General features: G+C 41.2%; 19 protein-coding genes. 7 read left to right on the top strand and 12 right to left on the bottom strand.

Annotated features, from left to right (window positions below; translation table 11 throughout):
• Positions 1–972: an ATP-binding cassette domain-containing protein gene (locus tag EQO05_RS07410; RefSeq protein ID WP_240664456.1), complete on the bottom strand. Its 972-nt coding sequence runs from the start codon at positions 970–972 to the stop codon at positions 1–3.
• A 187-nt stretch (positions 973–1,159) separates the two neighbouring features.
• On the opposite strand from EQO05_RS07410, the gene EQO05_RS07405 reads away from it, so the two are divergent.
• Positions 1,160–1,522 (top strand): STAS/SEC14 domain-containing protein, encoded by a 363-nt coding sequence (locus EQO05_RS07405; RefSeq protein WP_128505189.1) that lies wholly within the window; start codon positions 1,160–1,162, stop codon positions 1,520–1,522.
• Between the two features lie 120 nt (positions 1,523–1,642).
• Here EQO05_RS07405 and EQO05_RS07400 read toward each other — a convergent pair whose 3' ends face one another.
• Together EQO05_RS07400 and EQO05_RS07395 are read right to left on the bottom strand one after the other, a co-directional pair.
• Entirely contained in the window at positions 1,643–2,068 is a 426-nt protein-coding gene (locus EQO05_RS07400) for a hypothetical protein (protein ID WP_128505187.1), read from the bottom strand.
• A gap of 174 nt (positions 2,069–2,242) precedes the next feature.
• Positions 2,243–3,469, bottom strand: coding sequence for an ATP-grasp domain-containing protein (locus EQO05_RS07395; protein WP_128505185.1), 1,227 nt, complete (start codon positions 3,467–3,469; stop codon positions 2,243–2,245).
• Between the two features lie 135 nt (positions 3,470–3,604).
• On the opposite strand from EQO05_RS07395, the gene EQO05_RS07390 reads away from it, so the two are divergent.
• The 4 genes from EQO05_RS07390 to EQO05_RS07375 all read left to right on the top strand — a co-directional run bounded on the left by EQO05_RS07390 (position 3,605) and on the right by EQO05_RS07375 (position 7,776).
• A complete protein-coding gene (locus tag EQO05_RS07390) occupies positions 3,605–3,967 on the top strand; it encodes a VOC family protein (protein ID WP_128505183.1) in 363 nt (120 codons plus the stop codon).
• A 202-nt stretch (positions 3,968–4,169) separates the two neighbouring features.
• Positions 4,170–5,183, top strand: a complete 1,014-nt coding sequence (locus EQO05_RS07385; RefSeq protein WP_128505181.1) for a DUF5996 family protein — start codon at positions 4,170–4,172, stop codon at positions 5,181–5,183.
• A 632-nt stretch (positions 5,184–5,815) separates the two neighbouring features.
• On the top strand, positions 5,816–6,142 hold the full coding sequence (locus tag EQO05_RS07380; RefSeq protein WP_128505179.1) for a hypothetical protein: 327 nt from the start codon (positions 5,816–5,818) through the stop codon (positions 6,140–6,142).
• A 665-nt stretch (positions 6,143–6,807) separates the two neighbouring features.
• Complete coding sequence (locus tag EQO05_RS07375) at positions 6,808–7,776, top strand: MarR family transcriptional regulator (RefSeq protein ID WP_128505178.1); 969 nt, start codon at positions 6,808–6,810, stop codon at positions 7,774–7,776.
• Between the two features lie 303 nt (positions 7,777–8,079).
• Here the strand turns inward: EQO05_RS07375 and EQO05_RS07370 are convergent, their stop codons facing one another.
• From EQO05_RS07370 to EQO05_RS07345, 6 genes are all read right to left on the bottom strand, one after another.
• Positions 8,080–8,454: a hypothetical protein gene (locus tag EQO05_RS07370; protein WP_128505176.1), complete on the bottom strand. Its 375-nt coding sequence runs from the start codon at positions 8,452–8,454 to the stop codon at positions 8,080–8,082.
• Between the two features lie 1,021 nt (positions 8,455–9,475).
• The gene (locus EQO05_RS16100) at positions 9,476–9,610 is read right to left on the bottom strand and encodes a hypothetical protein (RefSeq protein ID WP_255420839.1); all 135 of its coding nucleotides are present in this window, start codon (positions 9,608–9,610) and stop codon (positions 9,476–9,478) included.
• Between the two features lie 582 nt (positions 9,611–10,192).
• Positions 10,193–10,540 carry a DUF86 domain-containing protein gene (locus tag EQO05_RS07365; protein WP_128505174.1) on the bottom strand — a complete coding sequence of 116 codons (348 nt, stop codon included), beginning with the start codon at positions 10,538–10,540 and terminating at the stop codon, positions 10,193–10,195.
• A 266-nt stretch (positions 10,541–10,806) separates the two neighbouring features.
• Positions 10,807–11,121, bottom strand: a complete 315-nt coding sequence (locus tag EQO05_RS07360; RefSeq protein ID WP_128505172.1) for a hypothetical protein — start codon at positions 11,119–11,121, stop codon at positions 10,807–10,809.
• A 401-nt stretch (positions 11,122–11,522) separates the two neighbouring features.
• Complete coding sequence (locus EQO05_RS16095) at positions 11,523–11,654, bottom strand: hypothetical protein (protein ID WP_255420838.1); 132 nt, start codon at positions 11,652–11,654, stop codon at positions 11,523–11,525.
• Between the two features lie 802 nt (positions 11,655–12,456).
• Entirely contained in the window at positions 12,457–13,194 is a 738-nt protein-coding gene (locus tag EQO05_RS07345) for a M48 family metallopeptidase (RefSeq protein ID WP_128505169.1), read from the bottom strand.
• 261 nt (positions 13,195–13,455) lie between these two features.
• Here EQO05_RS07345 and EQO05_RS15485 point away from each other — a divergent pair, with 261 nt between their 5' ends.
• Positions 13,456–13,617, top strand: a complete 162-nt coding sequence (locus EQO05_RS15485) for a hypothetical protein (RefSeq protein ID WP_164888495.1) — start codon at positions 13,456–13,458, stop codon at positions 13,615–13,617.
• Positions 13,618–13,642: 25 nt separating this feature from the next.
• Here EQO05_RS15485 and EQO05_RS07340 read toward each other — a convergent pair whose 3' ends face one another.
• Together EQO05_RS07340 and EQO05_RS07335 are read right to left on the bottom strand one after the other, a co-directional pair.
• On the bottom strand, positions 13,643–13,924 hold the full coding sequence (locus EQO05_RS07340) for a type II toxin-antitoxin system RelE/ParE family toxin (RefSeq protein ID WP_128505167.1): 282 nt from the start codon (positions 13,922–13,924) through the stop codon (positions 13,643–13,645).
• The gene (locus tag EQO05_RS07335) at positions 13,921–14,115 is read right to left on the bottom strand and encodes a hypothetical protein (protein WP_240664440.1); all 195 of its coding nucleotides are present in this window, start codon (positions 14,113–14,115) and stop codon (positions 13,921–13,923) included. Before EQO05_RS07335 ends, EQO05_RS07340 begins: the two co-directional genes overlap by 4 nt.
• 336 nt (positions 14,116–14,451) lie before the next feature.
• Here EQO05_RS07335 and EQO05_RS07330 point away from each other — a divergent pair, with 336 nt between their 5' ends.
• On the top strand, positions 14,452–14,745 hold the full coding sequence (locus tag EQO05_RS07330; RefSeq protein WP_128505166.1) for a hypothetical protein: 294 nt from the start codon (positions 14,452–14,454) through the stop codon (positions 14,743–14,745).
• A gap of 48 nt (positions 14,746–14,793) precedes the next feature.
• On the opposite strand, the gene EQO05_RS07325 is transcribed toward EQO05_RS07330, so the two are convergent.
• Complete coding sequence (locus tag EQO05_RS07325) at positions 14,794–16,179, bottom strand: S8 family serine peptidase (RefSeq protein WP_128505164.1); 1,386 nt, start codon at positions 16,177–16,179, stop codon at positions 14,794–14,796.
• Positions 16,180–16,598: the final 419 nt, after the last annotated feature.

Raw genomic sequence — 16,598 nt, 5'->3', positions numbered from 1 at the left:
CTAGCGCCCCCCTGCCCTGAGGGATACAGTCGACCCTTTCTCCATGCCGGTGTCCCGCAATTCCCTGCCTGTGTAGTGGACAAAGACATCGTCCATCGACGGTTTTTTGAGGTTTACGGCGCTGATCCTGATCCCTCCGCTTCGAAGCTTATCCATTATCTCAGGCAGCAGGTAGGTGCCGTCGACATTGACCATGATGATTAACCCTTTTGATTTTTCCCGAACTCCTTTTACACTATCGAGCTTCTTAAGCAGATCCGATGCTGTCCAGTTGTCGCTGGTTTCCAGATATATAAGGTCCTCTCCAAGTGTATTCTTCAGTTCCCAGGATCTCCCTGTGACAACGATTTTTCCGTGGTCTATAATGCTTATCCTGTCACTGAGCTGGTCAGCTTCATCCATATAGTGGGTTGTCAGGAAAATGGTTGTACCCTGCCGGTTTATATCCCTTACATAATCCCAGATCCTTATTCGGGTCTGAGGGTCAAGCCCTATTGTAGGCTCGTCCATGAAAAGCACTTTCGGCCGGGTCATGAGCCCCCGTGCGATCTCAAGCCTGCGCTTCATCCCGCCGCTTAGATGCCTTGTCAGGACATCCCGTTTTCCTTCAAGTTCGACCAGACCGAGCAGTTCATCGATCCGCTCCTGCCTTGCAGTTTTCGGCATGGAATAGAGCCTCCCGTGATATTCCAGTATTTCCCTCACAGTCATATCCCTGTCAAGGGTCAGCTCCTGAAAAACTATCCCTATGGACTCCCTGACCATTTCAGGCTCTTTTTTCAAGTCGTAGCCTGCTATTTTCACACTTCCCTTCTGTACGGGCAGGAGGGTGGTAAGAATATTGATCACAGTACTTTTCCCTGCCCCGTTCGGTCCCAGAAAGGAGAAAATCTCCCCTTTTTTCACCGTAAAACTGATATTATCGACCGCTTTTACCTCGCCGAAAAAATATTCAAGGTCATTCACCTCTATTATATCGTCTTCCAGAGCCAGTACCCCATTTTACCCCGTTTACTTTTTCCCCTAGGAAAGATTAAACCTCCAATGATAAATAGATTCTTTGCTTCCGTGAATCCTGTACGGGTTCGAGTCAAGATTATATTCGTTCAAGATAATAATCAAAACCAGAATTAAAAGGTATATTAAAAGGGGGAGTTGAATGATCGAAATTATACAGGGTTTGCCGGAGAACGTTGTAGCAGTCCATGTGAGTGGAGAGGTAACCGGAGAAGACTACAGCAAGGTGTTAATTCCTGCTGTTGAAGACAAAATAAAGAAGCATGGGAAAATCCGTATGCTTTACCATCTCGACAGGGATCTCGAGTGGTTTACCCTGAATGCCATACTGGAGGACGCTAAAATTGGCATAAGAAGCTTCACGGCATTTGAGAAGATAGCACTTGTCTCAGACGTAGACTGGATGAACAGTGCCGTCGAAATGCTTAAGTTTGTTATTCCTTTTCCGGTGAAGACCTATAGTAATGAAGAGCTTTCTGAAGCAAAAGCCTGGGTCAGTGAATGAATTTTCTGACATCTGTCTTTTCACTCGTTCCCTTCTCTGCGGATATAAACATCTTATATGGCTGATTTTATCTGACTGAGGAACATTCCACCTCTTCAGTTGATCTGTTAGCTTTTGCTTTTATCTTTTCAGAATCTCCTTTATATTCGTTAAGTTGCCTTTTATACTCGTCAGGTTCTCATTTATATCTGTTAAATTCTCTTTTATATCCGTTAAGTTCTTATTTAAATTTGTTAAATTCTCTTTTTCGCGTGTTATGTTTTCTCTTACACTTTCAACTGTAGTTGTCAAATTTTCTTTTTTACTTATCAGGTCTTTTTTTGCACCTGTTAAGTTTTCTTCTATACCTGTTAAGTTCTCTTCTATGCCTGTTAAGTTTTCTTCTATACCTGTTAAGTTTTCTTTTTCACCTTTTAAGTTCTCGTTTATTTCTTGAATTTTATTCGTCAGGTTATTTTTTTCCTCAGTTAAGTTTTCTTTTATGCCCTCTAAGTTTCCAGTTTCGTTTCCCGGTACATTTTGAAAGCAGCCGGAAGAAAACAGCATTAGTGAAACAAGTATCAGCGTAATAAATAGAAAGCTGAAGAGCTTTATCTTCCTGATAATCTCACCTTCCTTTTAATGATTAAGTATGAGAATTTGCCCAGAGAATTATATAAAGTTGCTCATATAACTTGCTTTGACCTGCTTTAATTTCTTTGTAAAAGCTCCCAGAGTCTTTCAAAGGCCTTTTACAGCTTTACATTCATCTTTGAGCACCGGAACAGCCTGAGCTATTTCCTTAAAAGTGATATATTCCCTTAAGTCCGATTTAAGAATGTTTTCTATCTCTTTCCAGCCGGTATCTCTGGTTTCCGTAAACATATATCCGAAGAAGCCGAACTTTTCATGATCAACCTCCCTGAGTTCCAGCGGCTTTTCAAAATCCGAAAGCAGTTTTTTGTAATCGAAAGCCTTTACTGCCTTTAAATTCAAATTCTCAGGCCTGTTCAGCATGATAAGGCAGAAGTTTTTTCCTTCCTTACCGGCAAGAATTGTTTCCCAATCCGGCTCAAGCTGCTCAAGGAAGTACCTGTAATTATTGATTCCGTAAGCGAAGTATGCAATATCCGTAGTGCATAAACCGGCAAAACGCATCGGATTGAGTTCGATCGGCTGGACTCGCCTGTCTTTTCCTATCCGCAGTTCCAGGTGAAGCGGGAAATTCCTGAGCCCTGCCAGCTTTCCGATCTCCTTTAAAAGATCCTCGACGGCTTCCCGGTACGTTTCTATAATTCTTTTTGAGGTAAAATAGACCCTGTCGCTAACATCATTTTCCGAGGAAAAGATATGCTTTAAGATATTGAGGACTACCGGCTTTCCTTCGCTGTTGAAGTAAGCATCAACCGCAAATTCTTCCCCTTCAATATTCCCCTCGATAATGAAATTCTCCATATCCAGCACCTGCGCCGGATAAAGCTCTTTAATTTCCCCAACCTCAGCCTTTATATGCTTCAACACAGAATCCCATTCCGCATCCGTGGAAACCTTATGCACGCCCAGGCTGAAAAAGCCTACAGCAGGCTTTATGATAAACGGTTTTTCGATTTCCTCAACCCGGAGTTTGTCCAGCTCTTCAAACTTAACACCCCTGAAATATAATTCGGGGTAGAGCCTTTCCAGCAACTCTCTGAACTTAATTTTGTTCTTAAATAGCTCAATTTTTTCAGGAAGTCCGGTAAAGCCGAGATTTTCCGAAATCCAGCCAATTGAATTTTCAGAATTGGAATAGAGAGCAGATTCACCTTTCTCTTTTACAAATTCGATGAACTCAGCGTCTTCAAGAAGCCTCAGCCCTTTTTCAGGATTCAGTCCGGCTGCCATGTCGTTTTTTAAAACAGGAATCTGTAACTCGGCGGCAGTATTTTTTAAAAATTCGGAGACATAGGGGGAGTCGAGGATTATCATTTTTCTAACCTTTCCTTTGTTCTTCAGCTTGGGAACCTGAAGCCAGATAATAAGAGAGGTTAGTAATATTTGTTGTGGAATATTTATTATTGAAACAGATGTTGAGATTAAATACTTTTATTGGAGAATAACAAAATGAAAATCCTTCAAACTCTCTCCCGCCTCTACATAAACGACCTTAACTCAGCCCTCGAATTCTATGAAACACTCTTCGGCACACCAGCAGCCCTACGTTTTGAAATCCCACAAATCGGTTTAGAACTGGCTCAGATAGGAGATATTTTGCTCATTGCCGGTACAGATGAAGCTCTGAAGCCCTTTAGAAGTACGCAGGCTACATTTCTTGTCGATTCTCTTGATGAATTCAGGGTTTATCTGGAAGAAAAAGGCGCAGAAATCCTCCGGGGACCGGATAAGGTTCCGACCGGCAGGAATATGACAGTAAGACATCCCGACGGGTCGGTAGTAGAATATGTGGAACACTCAAACCCGGCCTGAAAAATAAGAATCAGGCATTGTATCTTAAAAGCCTGCTCCGAAATCAAAAACACAATTTTTTTAGTCGGATGGGAAAGATTTTAAACTTAGAAAATAACGGGAATTATAGCTTATATTCATAATTTTATAATTTTAACAGCATCACAGGTAAATCTAAAATCACTGATTGAGTGATTCGGAAGTTTTTCCGGAGGGGGTAATCATGGTAAGTACTAGCTTTACGCGGGATGTTCAGTTTCCGCCTTTGCCATTTGAGGAATGGGAAGATACGAAGAATACGCTGCACCTGTTTCTGCAAATCGTGGGGAAGGTGAAGCTTGCTCTGTTTCCGAAAATGAACCACTGGTGGCATGTCCCTTTTTATGTTTCCGTGCGCGGGCTCACGACCGGGCCTACTCCTTACGAGGACATGGTTTTCGAAATGGAGTTCAATTTCCGTGACGAAGAGCACGTTTTGAGGATTGAGACGAGCGAAGGGGACTCAAAAACCGTGCCATTAAAGGGGCTGTCAGTTGCCGGTTTCTATGATAGGGTTTTTTCAAGCCTGGGCGAACTCGGGATAGTGGCGGGCATCAGGCCAGTGCCGTATGATATACCTGAAGTGAGTACCGAGCCTTTTACGTCGGATTACCAGCATGCGTCCTATGACGAAGAATATGTAAACCGATTCTGGAGAATCCTTGTGCAGGTCTCCTCCGTTTTTCAGGTTTTCAGAGGCTGGTTTACAGGAAAAAGTTCGTCTGTACACTTCTTCTGGCACCATGCCGACCTTGCCCTCACCCTGTTTTCAGGCAGGGCTGTGCCTGTAAGAGAAGGAGCAAATCCTGTAGAACTTGAAGCTTCCTCGCATGAAATGATAAGCTTCGGGTTCTGGGCAGGAGACCGGAATATAAGGGAGCCGGCTTTTTATGCGTACATGCACCCGCAGCCGGCAGGTTTCATGAATGAGCCGTTAAGCCCGAAAGAAGCTTTCTGGAGCCATCAGGCCGGGCTTGCGCTTCTAAGATATGAGGATGTTCGAAATGCAGCCGATTCGCCGGAAAAGGCGATTCTGGATTTTCTTGAGAGCGTCTATCAGGCAGGAGCAAAAAGGGCAAACTGGGATATTGAGTCTTTCAGGCTTCCATCCTCCGAGAAGCAGCTTAAGGAGCAGTCTAAAAAGCAACATACAGGACAGGCGGATATACTGGAAAAGCTGGAAAGGCCTGATGCCTGAGTTTAAAAACACTGATTCAAACTCAGAACGGCTCATTAGATAAGTTCCTTGTTTTGTCTACTTCTTCCTGCCTGTTTTTGATTTTTCTTTTTTTCGGCATCACAAGCTAAGAAAATTTTTCTCTTTTATTTTTTCCATTCTTATTGTAGTTTTTAAGCTGTATAACTATTTTCAATTATAATGACTCAGAAAAGCCTTTAAGTTACCTAAATACAGGAATAGAGATATTTTAATGGATATATTGCCTTCTTAATGGGTATATGTCCTCTGAATCCTAATTAAAGTTTTAGAAAGATTTATTTAACTAATAAGGCTCCTTTAAGCTGCTTTCAGGTATAAGTATATTTATATTTTATCCGGCAAATATTAGAATCATAAATTGACGGATAGCCGTCAAAAAACATAAGCAACTTCCACAAACACGAAAAGTCAGATAGATTGCAGGCAAATGAGGTTTTCAAATTTTCCAGTTTAAAAGTTGAGTCACTATACTATAAGCCAGAATCACCGGGTCAGAATCACCGGGTCAGAATTACCGGTTCTAGGAAAGAGCTTTTCAAGCGTATATATAAAACGTATATAAATGACTTAAATGACTTTTCCGTTTAATCAAATACATCAGGAGTATGTTTATGATGAATAAGAAATCTGCTAGACTAAAAAAAACTCTTGCTGTCTTGCTGGGGCTTTGTTTTGTATTGTCAGTAACAGTTGAATCAGCAAGCGCAGCTGATAATGGCAAGGGATACGACGATGGCTATGGAAAAGGCTACGATGGTGGCAAAAAACAGGGTCACAAAGACTGCATTAAGTATGGAATGAGAGAAGTCCTCTCGAAAATTCCTTTCCCGTCCATTAATCACAGCTGGACCAAAACCTACAAAGACAGCTATAACAGAGGATACCAGAGAGGATACCTCGATGGCTACAACAAAAATAGATATTTATGTTTAAAATAATACATGTTATGACTTTATCCCTAAAATAAGCATTTTAAGACTGGAAACCCTGAATTAAGGAATAAGAGCTTCCAAAACCAGAATAAAAAGATACTAATTCCTGATAAGCCACTAAAAATACCGGAATGGAGATTCTGTTAATAAGCTCCTGTTCTGGTGACCCCGTTAGTGATCTCGTTTAACAATCCTTCTGGTGGTCTCGTTTAATTATCCTTCTGGTGGTCTCGTTTAATGATCCATCTGGTGATCTCGTTTAATAATCCTTTTCTGTCGCGTTTTTAATAGTTACTACATTATTAAAAAAATATATTTTACTCATAAGGCTACCGTATCGTTTGTATTTTTTATTTAAAATAGAAATAAATAATAGACGAAATATTTATTTATAATTTACACTTACTTAATTGTGGACCGTAGCCATGAAATCTATAAAAATAAGGAAAGTTTCAGTTAGCCGGTTTCAAATTATATTTGATCTGACTTGAAGCAATTTAAAACGTGCTTATTAATCAAAATCGATACTGGGTCATGGGGGAAAGTCATTGATAAATCCGAAAAAAACAAACGGATTTCTGCATTCGGGAAACTTTATAGATTTTATGCTTATAATTTTTAACAGCTGATCCCCATAGCCTCAACTCACAATACTGGGTTTGCTGGTAGAAATGAATCTGAGGTTCTGTATTCTTTGCACTGCTGCTTTACTCGCCTTGGGGGTATTTGCTTTACCTGCTTCAGGGATACCTTTCTTAGCGGACGGTAACGTCACTGCAACCATACATGGGGCAACGTATGCATGGGATACGCTTGAATCCCTGAACGATACAGTAATTGATATCAATTCTAACCCTCCTCAATCCATAGTGGCAAAAAACGGTACATATTCCTTTGAACTGGGGCCTGGAGACTATATTATTACAGCCAGGTACTACCGTAACAGAACCATACTCTATTCAAAACAAACAACCTTAAAGATTGAAGATGAAGGTAACTATGTCTTCGATCTTCTGCTTTATCCTGTGTCCGAAAACCAGGCAATTGAGAAAATCGGAGATAAAACGGATTATGCCAGTGATGAGAATCCCGCCGAAAAGCCCAGGACCGGCTCTTCTACTATAAGTTACCTGCCAGTAGCCCTTATTTTTCTCTTCCTGCTCGGTGGAGGCTATAAACTTTCCAGAAAGCGCAGTGAGATTAAAAGAAGCAGGTCTCAGGCAGAAAAGTCCGATACTACCGGAATTATGGCGAAAATTCTCCATAGAAGCCCTGGTTCTGGAGTAAAACCTGAATCACGAAACATAAGAGAAGCAACCTCCGCAGCCGGGTCAGTAACAGAGCCGGTTACAGAAACTGCAGACAATTCCGAGATTGAAATTGCTGCTCTGAAGAAACTTCCCCTTTCTGCTGATCTGTGTGAGGTTCTGGATATAATCCGGGGTCATAAAGGCAGGATTTCCCAGAAACACCTTCGTAGCAGGCTGGTGTATTCCGAAGTAAAAGTCAGCCTCCTGCTTTCAGAACTGGAAAAGAGAGGACTGATTAAGAAGCTCAAACATGGGCGTGAGAATATTGTTGTTTTGACAAACGAGGGATACACAGGGAACGGTAAAGGAACGAGAAACGATAAAAACTGACTAACAGAGATTTCCCGACAATATTACGGAATTGAAAACAGAATCTTGAACGGAATTGAAAACAGAGTCTTGAACGGAATTGAAAACAGAGTCTTGAACGGAATTGAAAAAAGAAACTGGAGAGGAGGTTACTATCCCCTCAATCGGGGTATTCGTGGTACCTCGCTCTTTGAGCAATAAGATTCTACTGCTCTGATTTTTACTGATTCTTATCTAAATTATTGCTTCTTTACCCCAGAGGATGTACAAAATAATATACTTATTTCATTGGCTTATTTCTTCAACCAGTTTTCACAGCCAGCTTCAGTAGTATTTGTGGTAGCTGCCAAAGAATTTATTATAGCCGAAGAGCCATTTCATGTACATCTGGTACCATTTCATATATTGAATGTTCCATCTCTTGTAATCGTTGCCGTGTTTCTTAAAGTTCCATTTCTTCCTGTCGTTGTCCCACTTCTTCCTGTCGTTGTCCCATTTCTTCCTGTCGTTGTCCCACTTCTTCCTGTCGTTGTCGAACTTCTTCCTGTCGTTGTCGAACTTTTTCTTGTCGTTGTCAAACCTGTTCTTGCCGTCATCCCGCTTGTTCTTGTCTTTGTCCCAGGGTGCTGCACTTACTGATGCAACTGTTACTGACAATACAAAACAGACTGCCAGGAAGATTCCAATTATCTTTCTCATTTCCAACGTTTATCCACTCCCAAAATGTTAAACTCTTCAAAACTCTTCAAAGATTTTTTATACCCTTTTAATGTTCGATCTAATATACCTTCAATCTAATATACTAATATCAATACCGATAGATCCTCCAGATTTATTTCTGAGACCACCGGTTCCGTTTTCGTTTTAAATTGTCTTTCCGGCTATCTGCCGGTTACCGGAGTTAAATCCAGTTGTCCTGCCGACTACCTGCGGCTTGACAATGCAAGAATTAACCAGATTAAATATAAATATACTTATACTAAAAAACAGCTTAAAGGGGTTTAATTAATTAAATAATCAATTTAAAAGGTTTGATTCAAAAAATAATCATTTTTAAAGTTTTAAACCTATTTATATCTCTTTATGGCAAGTTTAATACTCATAAACACCTTAAACTTCAGGTTTTGAAGGCAAGTTATTGAAATTTCAGGCATAAAAATCTCTCTACATTTCCCGGAACATAGAAATGTGTTTGCTTTTCAGATTTGATTAAATATTCACCCTGAATACTATATCTTCTGTCTCACTACTCATACTCTGAGCCTCTTCCAGACACCTCTGCTGGTCATCAGTCAAGGAATTTTCTTACCTAAAACCCAGGATGTTTCAGATATAAATGATTTTAAAGGGAGCATTCAAGGAAACAAGCTTTTTTAAACTTTCATCTCAGGTCTGGACTTAAAAAATTTACCTGATTTGCTAAAGCCTTCTGAAAATGGTATGTGCTGGAGAATAAGTATTATATTTGCTTATCGATAGGTTTCAAGCACAGGTATAAAAATTACCTTAGATCATCGAAAGCACGGGGCTATACGCAGTCTGGGTGATATATCAGTGGCATATGCGGCAAGCCTTCTTTTTTTCAGCTCTCTATCAGGGTTGCTGGCTCATATCAGTTTCCCGGCTTTGCTCCGGCTGTAGATTCTCTTGACCTGAATCCCGGACCGCTATCTCAGGGTCCTGCACACTATGGCGCCGCTCGCCCCATGCATTTTCGCATTCAGGCTGCGTAGAGTTCAGGATGCAGAGTCTCAGGTGCCCTTTTCATCAATTGCGTTAATGAAAGTGATACGGCTTTTTCAAAAGCGTTTTCAAGCAGGCAGTAGAGGTTCGAGGCGCGGCAGATAGCATGCATAATACTATGCTGGTTTCAATTGCATGCGTATTCCTGAATGGGCCGAAACCTCGAAAGATAATGGTATAAAAAAATAATTTTTAGCCGGAAACGAGATTCAAAGGCTGCAGAATCTGTGTGAAATCGTATCTAGAAGAAAACGAAGATATTCTTTCGCGTATGCAACAGAAAACGATATCGCCAGGAAAGATATTAAGAAAACATGACATTAATGGGGATTGGGCATCTGGATATTGGGGAGTTGGGGGGTATGGGGGGGTTATTAAAAAGAGTTAAAAGGTCTCTTATGACCTTCCCAGATGCCCAATATTCTACAGTACTTCATAATATATAAACTTAAAGATTTAATCACATGTTGGCAAAGTATAGCCGAACCTTATAAAAAATAAACGGGGGCAAAATGGCCCTGAGATTGGGGTAGATACCCCATATAAAACTTCGGATTTGCGGCAGCCTTTATATGTTTGTATTAATATTTACGACTCCGAATACGGCGTATTATTTAAGGGATAATGTTCGTAGATGTTGTGTTACTTCAGGAGATTAATCTGGGGAACTGACACTGAAATCCGGGAAGATAGATTACCCCTCGTTCAAAATCCTGACAATTAATGGCTTTAAGGAGGAAATATATTCCACTACTATATTCCAGATGGCTTCAAGGTCAAGCCCGAGATCGCCGTGGACCATTTTGTCGCGCAGCCCTGACATCTCTCTCCATGGAACTTCAGGATGTCTCTTTTTTAAAGAATCCGGCAAATCTTTTGTTGCTTCTCCAACGATTTCGAGAGCTAGAATTACGGCGTATATGGTTTTATCATCTGTAGAAAAGTCTTCAAATTCAAATCCTTCAATAAAACTCTCGATTTTTTCGATTGAATCAAGAATGTCAATCAAAAAGTCCTCTGGGTCTCTTTCTTCGGCTCGCATAAAGCCATTACCTCTTTAAGAGCTCGCGTCTCGATAATGAAATATGCCCCATATCTATTTGTTACTTTCTCCCGCCTTTTTCTATATCCTATATTATATAAGAGAATCAGGATTTAACGAGTCTCCCTGGAGTGATTCCCTGCAGCACTGCAGACAGTCGCAGGTTAAATAGGAAATATAATAATAGCGAATAAAAAATCAACTTATAAAAAAAAGAGAAATAAGAGTAATTGGGAAAATAAAGATAAATACTCGAAATCAGGAATTTACCTCTCACACATTTGCTGTTGTCTTACGTCGTCCAGAACAAGCCCTGGAACCAGGAAGAAAAAAGCCATAATAAACTGGTAAGGCTTCCCGCTAATAAGGCCGTAAATAAATAAAATGAGCCCTGAAGCCATCAGTAATACGCTCAATAGGAAGACAGACGATTCTTCATTATTCGAGTTAAAGAGATGTTCAAGGATTTCACGGGGAAAGTATCTTTCTGCGCCGGGCGTGCAGGTGCTTGAAACAATGCAATTATCCGAAGCAGCACTCTCAGAGTTTATATTATTTGAAGTAGCTATGTCATTGTCCACCAAAAATACCCCATTCCAGGATGCTTTTAGAGTTAGTTGCTTTATAATGGCTATTAATAATACAACCCCCCCTAAATTAAAGCTTACTGTTCCAATTTATTTTGCAGGGTTTTAATTTAATGGCATTTTTTGAAATTAAGAGATAATTCTGATTTAATTATGCCGCGCGCTCCGAATATAACACGAAATATAGTTTTCTGGGGGAAAAGATGAGTAGCGGAATTGACCTCAAAGGCATTTTCCGGTTCTATGCTTTTGCTTTCATACCCACGGTTGCCGTGTCCCTGGGTATTCGAAGCTTGCAGATTAATCTTGAGGGAGAATGACGGGTTATTACAGCCTTTTTCTGCTCACAATTATCTTCTTTCCCGGGATTTCGGTTTCCATTGTAAGGAATAAACTCAATCCCGGTTTTCGGCAAGGAATCTGGCTGGAGGGGCTACCTGCTCCCCAGGCTGTTGCTCCTCGGGAGGGAAAAAGCCCTTATTCAGGACTAATCTGGAGACTCTGGCACCTGCTTTTCGTGTTTCCAATCGATATTGGAGGCTATCCTGACAGGCTCGCAGGGGGTATTATTTTGTTACTCTTATCACCCTGCCGTGAATTTATATAGCAGCCCTTCCCCTGGAACATAAAAGCATTCTTCTAGCTTCATATATGCTCGGAGTTTTCAATGCACAGGCATATGGGGTCTGGACAATACTTTATCCGGATTACAACCGCCTGATTGGAGGAATCGGAGGATTAATCGGGGGATTAATCGGGGTGATTGTCCCTGCCCGTTGCTCTATATTATCTGAGAAAGAGTTAGTTCAGAAAGGGTTAGTTCAGAAAGGATTATACAGATGACCTGGAAGATAAACAGAATTAATTTATAAAAACGAATTCAACAGAACTAAATATTCTTTAAACTTTAATCTCTCAGGACAAAATAAAAAAATAAAAAATAAAAGGTGGTGTGTATAGAGAATGGTCATCTGTAAAAGGACGAAATCAGAGGGTCTGTCAAAACTCTCTATTTGTTTTGAAGCGTGCCTTCTCAGACATCCTTATCTATCATCACCTTTTGAGTATATAACATGAAGGTATCTGAAAGTATACCGTATCTTAATATCCTGGTAGATTAATAAATTTTATACTGCTATCTGTAAAACTTAATAAAATATTCGACCGATGCCTATAATATTTTTATAAAGCCATCTACATCAAAATATTTTCATGTGCCATCCCTTTAAAATGCTTATAATGTATGAACTCATAGGCCTTTTAAGATACAGAACCATAAAATGTTTTTAAAGCACAGCATTCTCAAAAGTTAATCCTGATCCTCTGGCTTCAAAGCACATATTTCCAGCCGTCTTTTTTCAGGCTATTCCTGTATTCCTTATAATCAGGCATGAGTTCCCTGACCAGTTTCCAGAAACGGGCAGAATGATTTTTCTCTTTTACGTGGCAGAGTTCATGTACTACCACATATTCAAGCTGCTCGGGCGGAGCCATCAGGAGCTGGAAATTTATCCTCAGGATATTGCCTGCAGAACAGCTGCCCCATCGCCGCTTCTGGTGCTTCACTTTAAAAGCCGGAGGAACAACCCCGAGCTTTTTCGAATAACTCGCCAGAATTTTCTCGACTTCCTCTTCGGCACGCTTGCTATAGAAATTCCAGATCGCTTCTTTCGCCAGAAAGGGAACTCTATCTGCTGGACTACCCTCCGGAATCTCAACCGTGAGTCCGGAATCCCTGAAATAAGCGAGAGGTCTTTTTGCATTATCCGCGAATACTATTCTCAAAGGATACTCCGTGCCCAGGTAAAGATAGCTTTCGCCATCCAAATATTGCTTTTCCTGCTCAGGCTGCCTGTTTGCCTCAAACAGTTCAAGTTTCCTGACTATCCACTGCGCCTTCCCTTGAACCATTTTCCGGATTGCATCCGTACCCAGCGCCTGAGGTGCCCGGAATTCAACTCTCAGATCCGGGCGGACTAATATAGCTGCCCTCTTTCTGTTCTCACTATAAACGATCTCGTAACTTATAGTCCGACCACATGCCTTGATGCTATCGTTTTTCTTCATTCCGGTTACCTCTTAAAATCCTGATCCCTGACTGATCTTACATCCGGCTTTACCTTAACCTTTCCCTTTTCTCTCAACAAACCGTTGTGCCTCGACCGTTGCGCCGGTCGATCACGCTCCGGTTACACCGGTTCAGATACATCAGAGTTTTCGATAAAACCTTTTCTCAAAAGGTTTTCGCTCAAGCCTTTTTTGAAAAGGCTTGTGTTGAAACCGTTGCGCCGGTTTATCACGCTCCGGTTACATCGGCTTAGATAAAGCATGGTTTTTGATCAAACTTTTTTTGAAAAAGTTTTCGCTCAAGCCTTTTTTGAAAAGGCTTGCGGTCAAGGATTTTTTGAAAAGGCTTGCGGTCAAGGATTTTTTGAAAAAGTTTTCGCTCAAGCCTTTTTTGAAAAGGCTTGCGGTCAAGCTATTTCTTGAAAAGGCTTGCGGGGTTTTGTTGACCTCACGCATATGCGGTATATATGTCATATGCCTCTGTATAATGTTCAAAAACCAGAAGGGTAATGACGTTAGTGGCTTTGTCGAAAGTATAGACCAGCACGAAGGGACCGATATGAATTCTCCATTTTCCTTCAAATCCGGTTTTGAGGGGAACGCCCATTTCCGGCATGTAAGCAAGAAGGCGGAGGCGGTCTTTCACATAATTGTAGCCTGGCCTGTCAAGCCGATACAATTTTTTAAGGTTTCTGCGGACTGAGGGGTGAAGCGCTACTTTGTATGTCATTCCTCTACCTTTTCCAGAAGTTCATCAAGCTCCAGGGCAGGCAGACGGTGGAGTAAACTGTCCTTTTCCGCTTTCCGGATTTTAGAGGAAAAGGATGGCTGAAAAGCAGTTTCAGGAGGATATTTTACCTCATTGAATTTCTTTTCAAGCTCTTTCAGCTGGTTGAATACTTCTTCAAGTATCATACTCATCAACTCGCTCAATTCATACGTCCGTCTAACCATTTCCCGGACTAACCCAGCCAATTTCCAGCTGGCTGAATTAATTCCCGGATTAGCTCGTCCAATTCCCCGGATTAACCCGGCAAATTCAAAACTTTTAAAGCTCTCGACTCAAGCCCTTTAAAGCTCTGGTAGTATTTTGGGACCAGCTTTTAAAGGTGAGTTTTTAATATACTCGTTTATATAAATTTCGGGTTTTTAATATAAGCTCAGAAAGTAGCAGGCTAAAAATCGTGATAAGTTTTTATATATTTGCAACGGCTTAAGTTCGCAAGTCCTATATATATTGGACTCTGAATAAATTATATGCTAACAGCCGACGTAATTCCTGTTAAAAATAAAAATGTTGTTGCTTTGAAACTACAAGAGCAGGGATTTGATATTCTCTCAATTGGTGAAACAATCACAATTAAAGGCTCTCCGGAAAAATTTGAAGATTTTTTTAATATGAAGCTGGAAAAAACCTCCAAGTCCGTGCTTCCAGGTCTCACTGACTCAATGGTAGAGTATTACAGACCTGTCACACAACCCTTAATTCCTGAGGAATTTAAACTCTTTATTAAAGAAATTTTCTTCCCCGAACCGCCCGAATACTTCTAATATCGGCTCAAAAACTCGTTTTAACCCCCGGGTAAGTAGCTTTTTTACTTACATTGGCGGAGGAACCGTAAACCTTGGTCTTACCATGATTGACCGGGCAAGTTTGCATGCACTGTAGGCATCTACAAGCCCTGCTCCGGTAGCACTGTCAAACCCTTTACCTGCAGTATCGCCCATAGAACTTTCACCCTCCCTGACATCCCTTGCCGATGCGATCAGGATCTGTTTTATCAATTCAGGCGATAAAGACGGCTGTACCTGCTTTAAGAGAGCACACACGCCCGCAATTTGCGGAGCTGCCGCACTGGTTCCGCTTATTGCCGCCCATCCGTCCTCAGATTCTGTCATATCACCGTTCGGGTGAGCACCTCCCGCTGCCAGCTCCCTGTCAATTGAGCATCCCGGCTGGACAGGCAGCATTATGTAAATGGCATTTGGCTTCATACCTACAAGGCCGCATACATCCGGTACCCTTCTGCCAGGATAAATAGGGCTGGTGAAACTTGAAGCGTAGTCGGATGCTTTAAACTCAAAATCGTCTCCCGCAAGCTTCCTGCTAACATAAACACCACCGGCAGATATAACTTCAGGCATCTGACCTGGGAACCCGTAATGCCCGTTCCCTGCCGAGAACACGACGGTTATTCCCAGTTTCCTTACTGCGTAAATTATTGCGGCTTCGAGCGGCTTCAGCCAGTTTGGTAGAGACCGTTCCCTGATATCCCATCCCCAGCTACAGCTAATAACTGCTGGACTGAGATCCATTGCCTTTTTGAAGCCAAGCGTTGGATTAAGTCCCATCTTTATGCCTACAAAATCAATGCCCGGAGCCGATGAAAATATATTAGCAGCCTCTGCAGTCCCATGCCCGTTATTATCAACATCCACATCTACGGCATCTTCAGCTATGGTCCTGTTGTAATTATACCCCCTCCATTCGTAAAACTTGTGAGCGTAAAAACCAGTATCCGGCATTGCTACCAGAACACCTTTACCGGTAATTCCTTCCTGGTTGACCCTTCCAGCCCGAAGCAGCATAGATATGTCACCGGGAACATTCAGGCAATGGTAAGATACGATAGGAGGAAGGGGAGATCCGAAAAAAACCGGAGGTTTTTGCGGGTAAGCTCTTTCAACCAGATCGGATACTTCCGCAGGGATCTCAAAAGGAGCCCCGGCAACGTTAGAAAGGAAGACTCTTTTTCCCCGCTCAGGATGAATATTATCTGCCGGAACTGTAACTTTCTTAACTTCGGTATTGAACGTGCTCTCCCAAAGATCCCTGGTAGCTTCCCCACTGACGCTGAACACCCCGACATGGATAATTCTGAAGCCCATATCCTGAAAGATTTTGGCGGCTTTCTGGGTTGCTCCGCCTTCAGGAATAAATTCCTCAATATTTTCCGGCGTCAAAAATTGGCCGGGCTCAAACATGGAAATATCCGTTTTACTGCGGATTAACGCTTCAAAACTAACAACTTCGCCTTCTTTTGTTCCATCCTTACGGACAGCAGGCTCTACAGGAAACTCAGATTTCTTTCTAGACGTATTTGACCCCCCATCATTTAAGAAGAATCTGTTACTGAATACGTATATAAAATCATATAATCGGAAATTTCCGTATTAACCGAAAATTGCAGTAGTTATGTGCATAATATAATTGCAGTAGTTATATGCATAATATAATTGCAGTAGTTATATGCATAATATAATTGCAGTAGTTATATGCATAATATAATTGCAGTAATATAATGCATAATATTATTGCACGAGTTATATTATGCATAATATATTTCATTCTATGTTATATAATAAAAAATATCTTATAATAGAATAAATTGTCTGTCAAACCT

Source organism: Methanosarcina sp. MSH10X1 (assembly GCF_004099695.1).
Lineage (GTDB): Archaea > Halobacteriota > Methanosarcinia > Methanosarcinales > Methanosarcinaceae > Methanosarcina.
The sequence above is the reverse complement of the archived record's forward strand: the minus strand, read 5'-3'. Positions and strand labels throughout refer to the sequence as shown.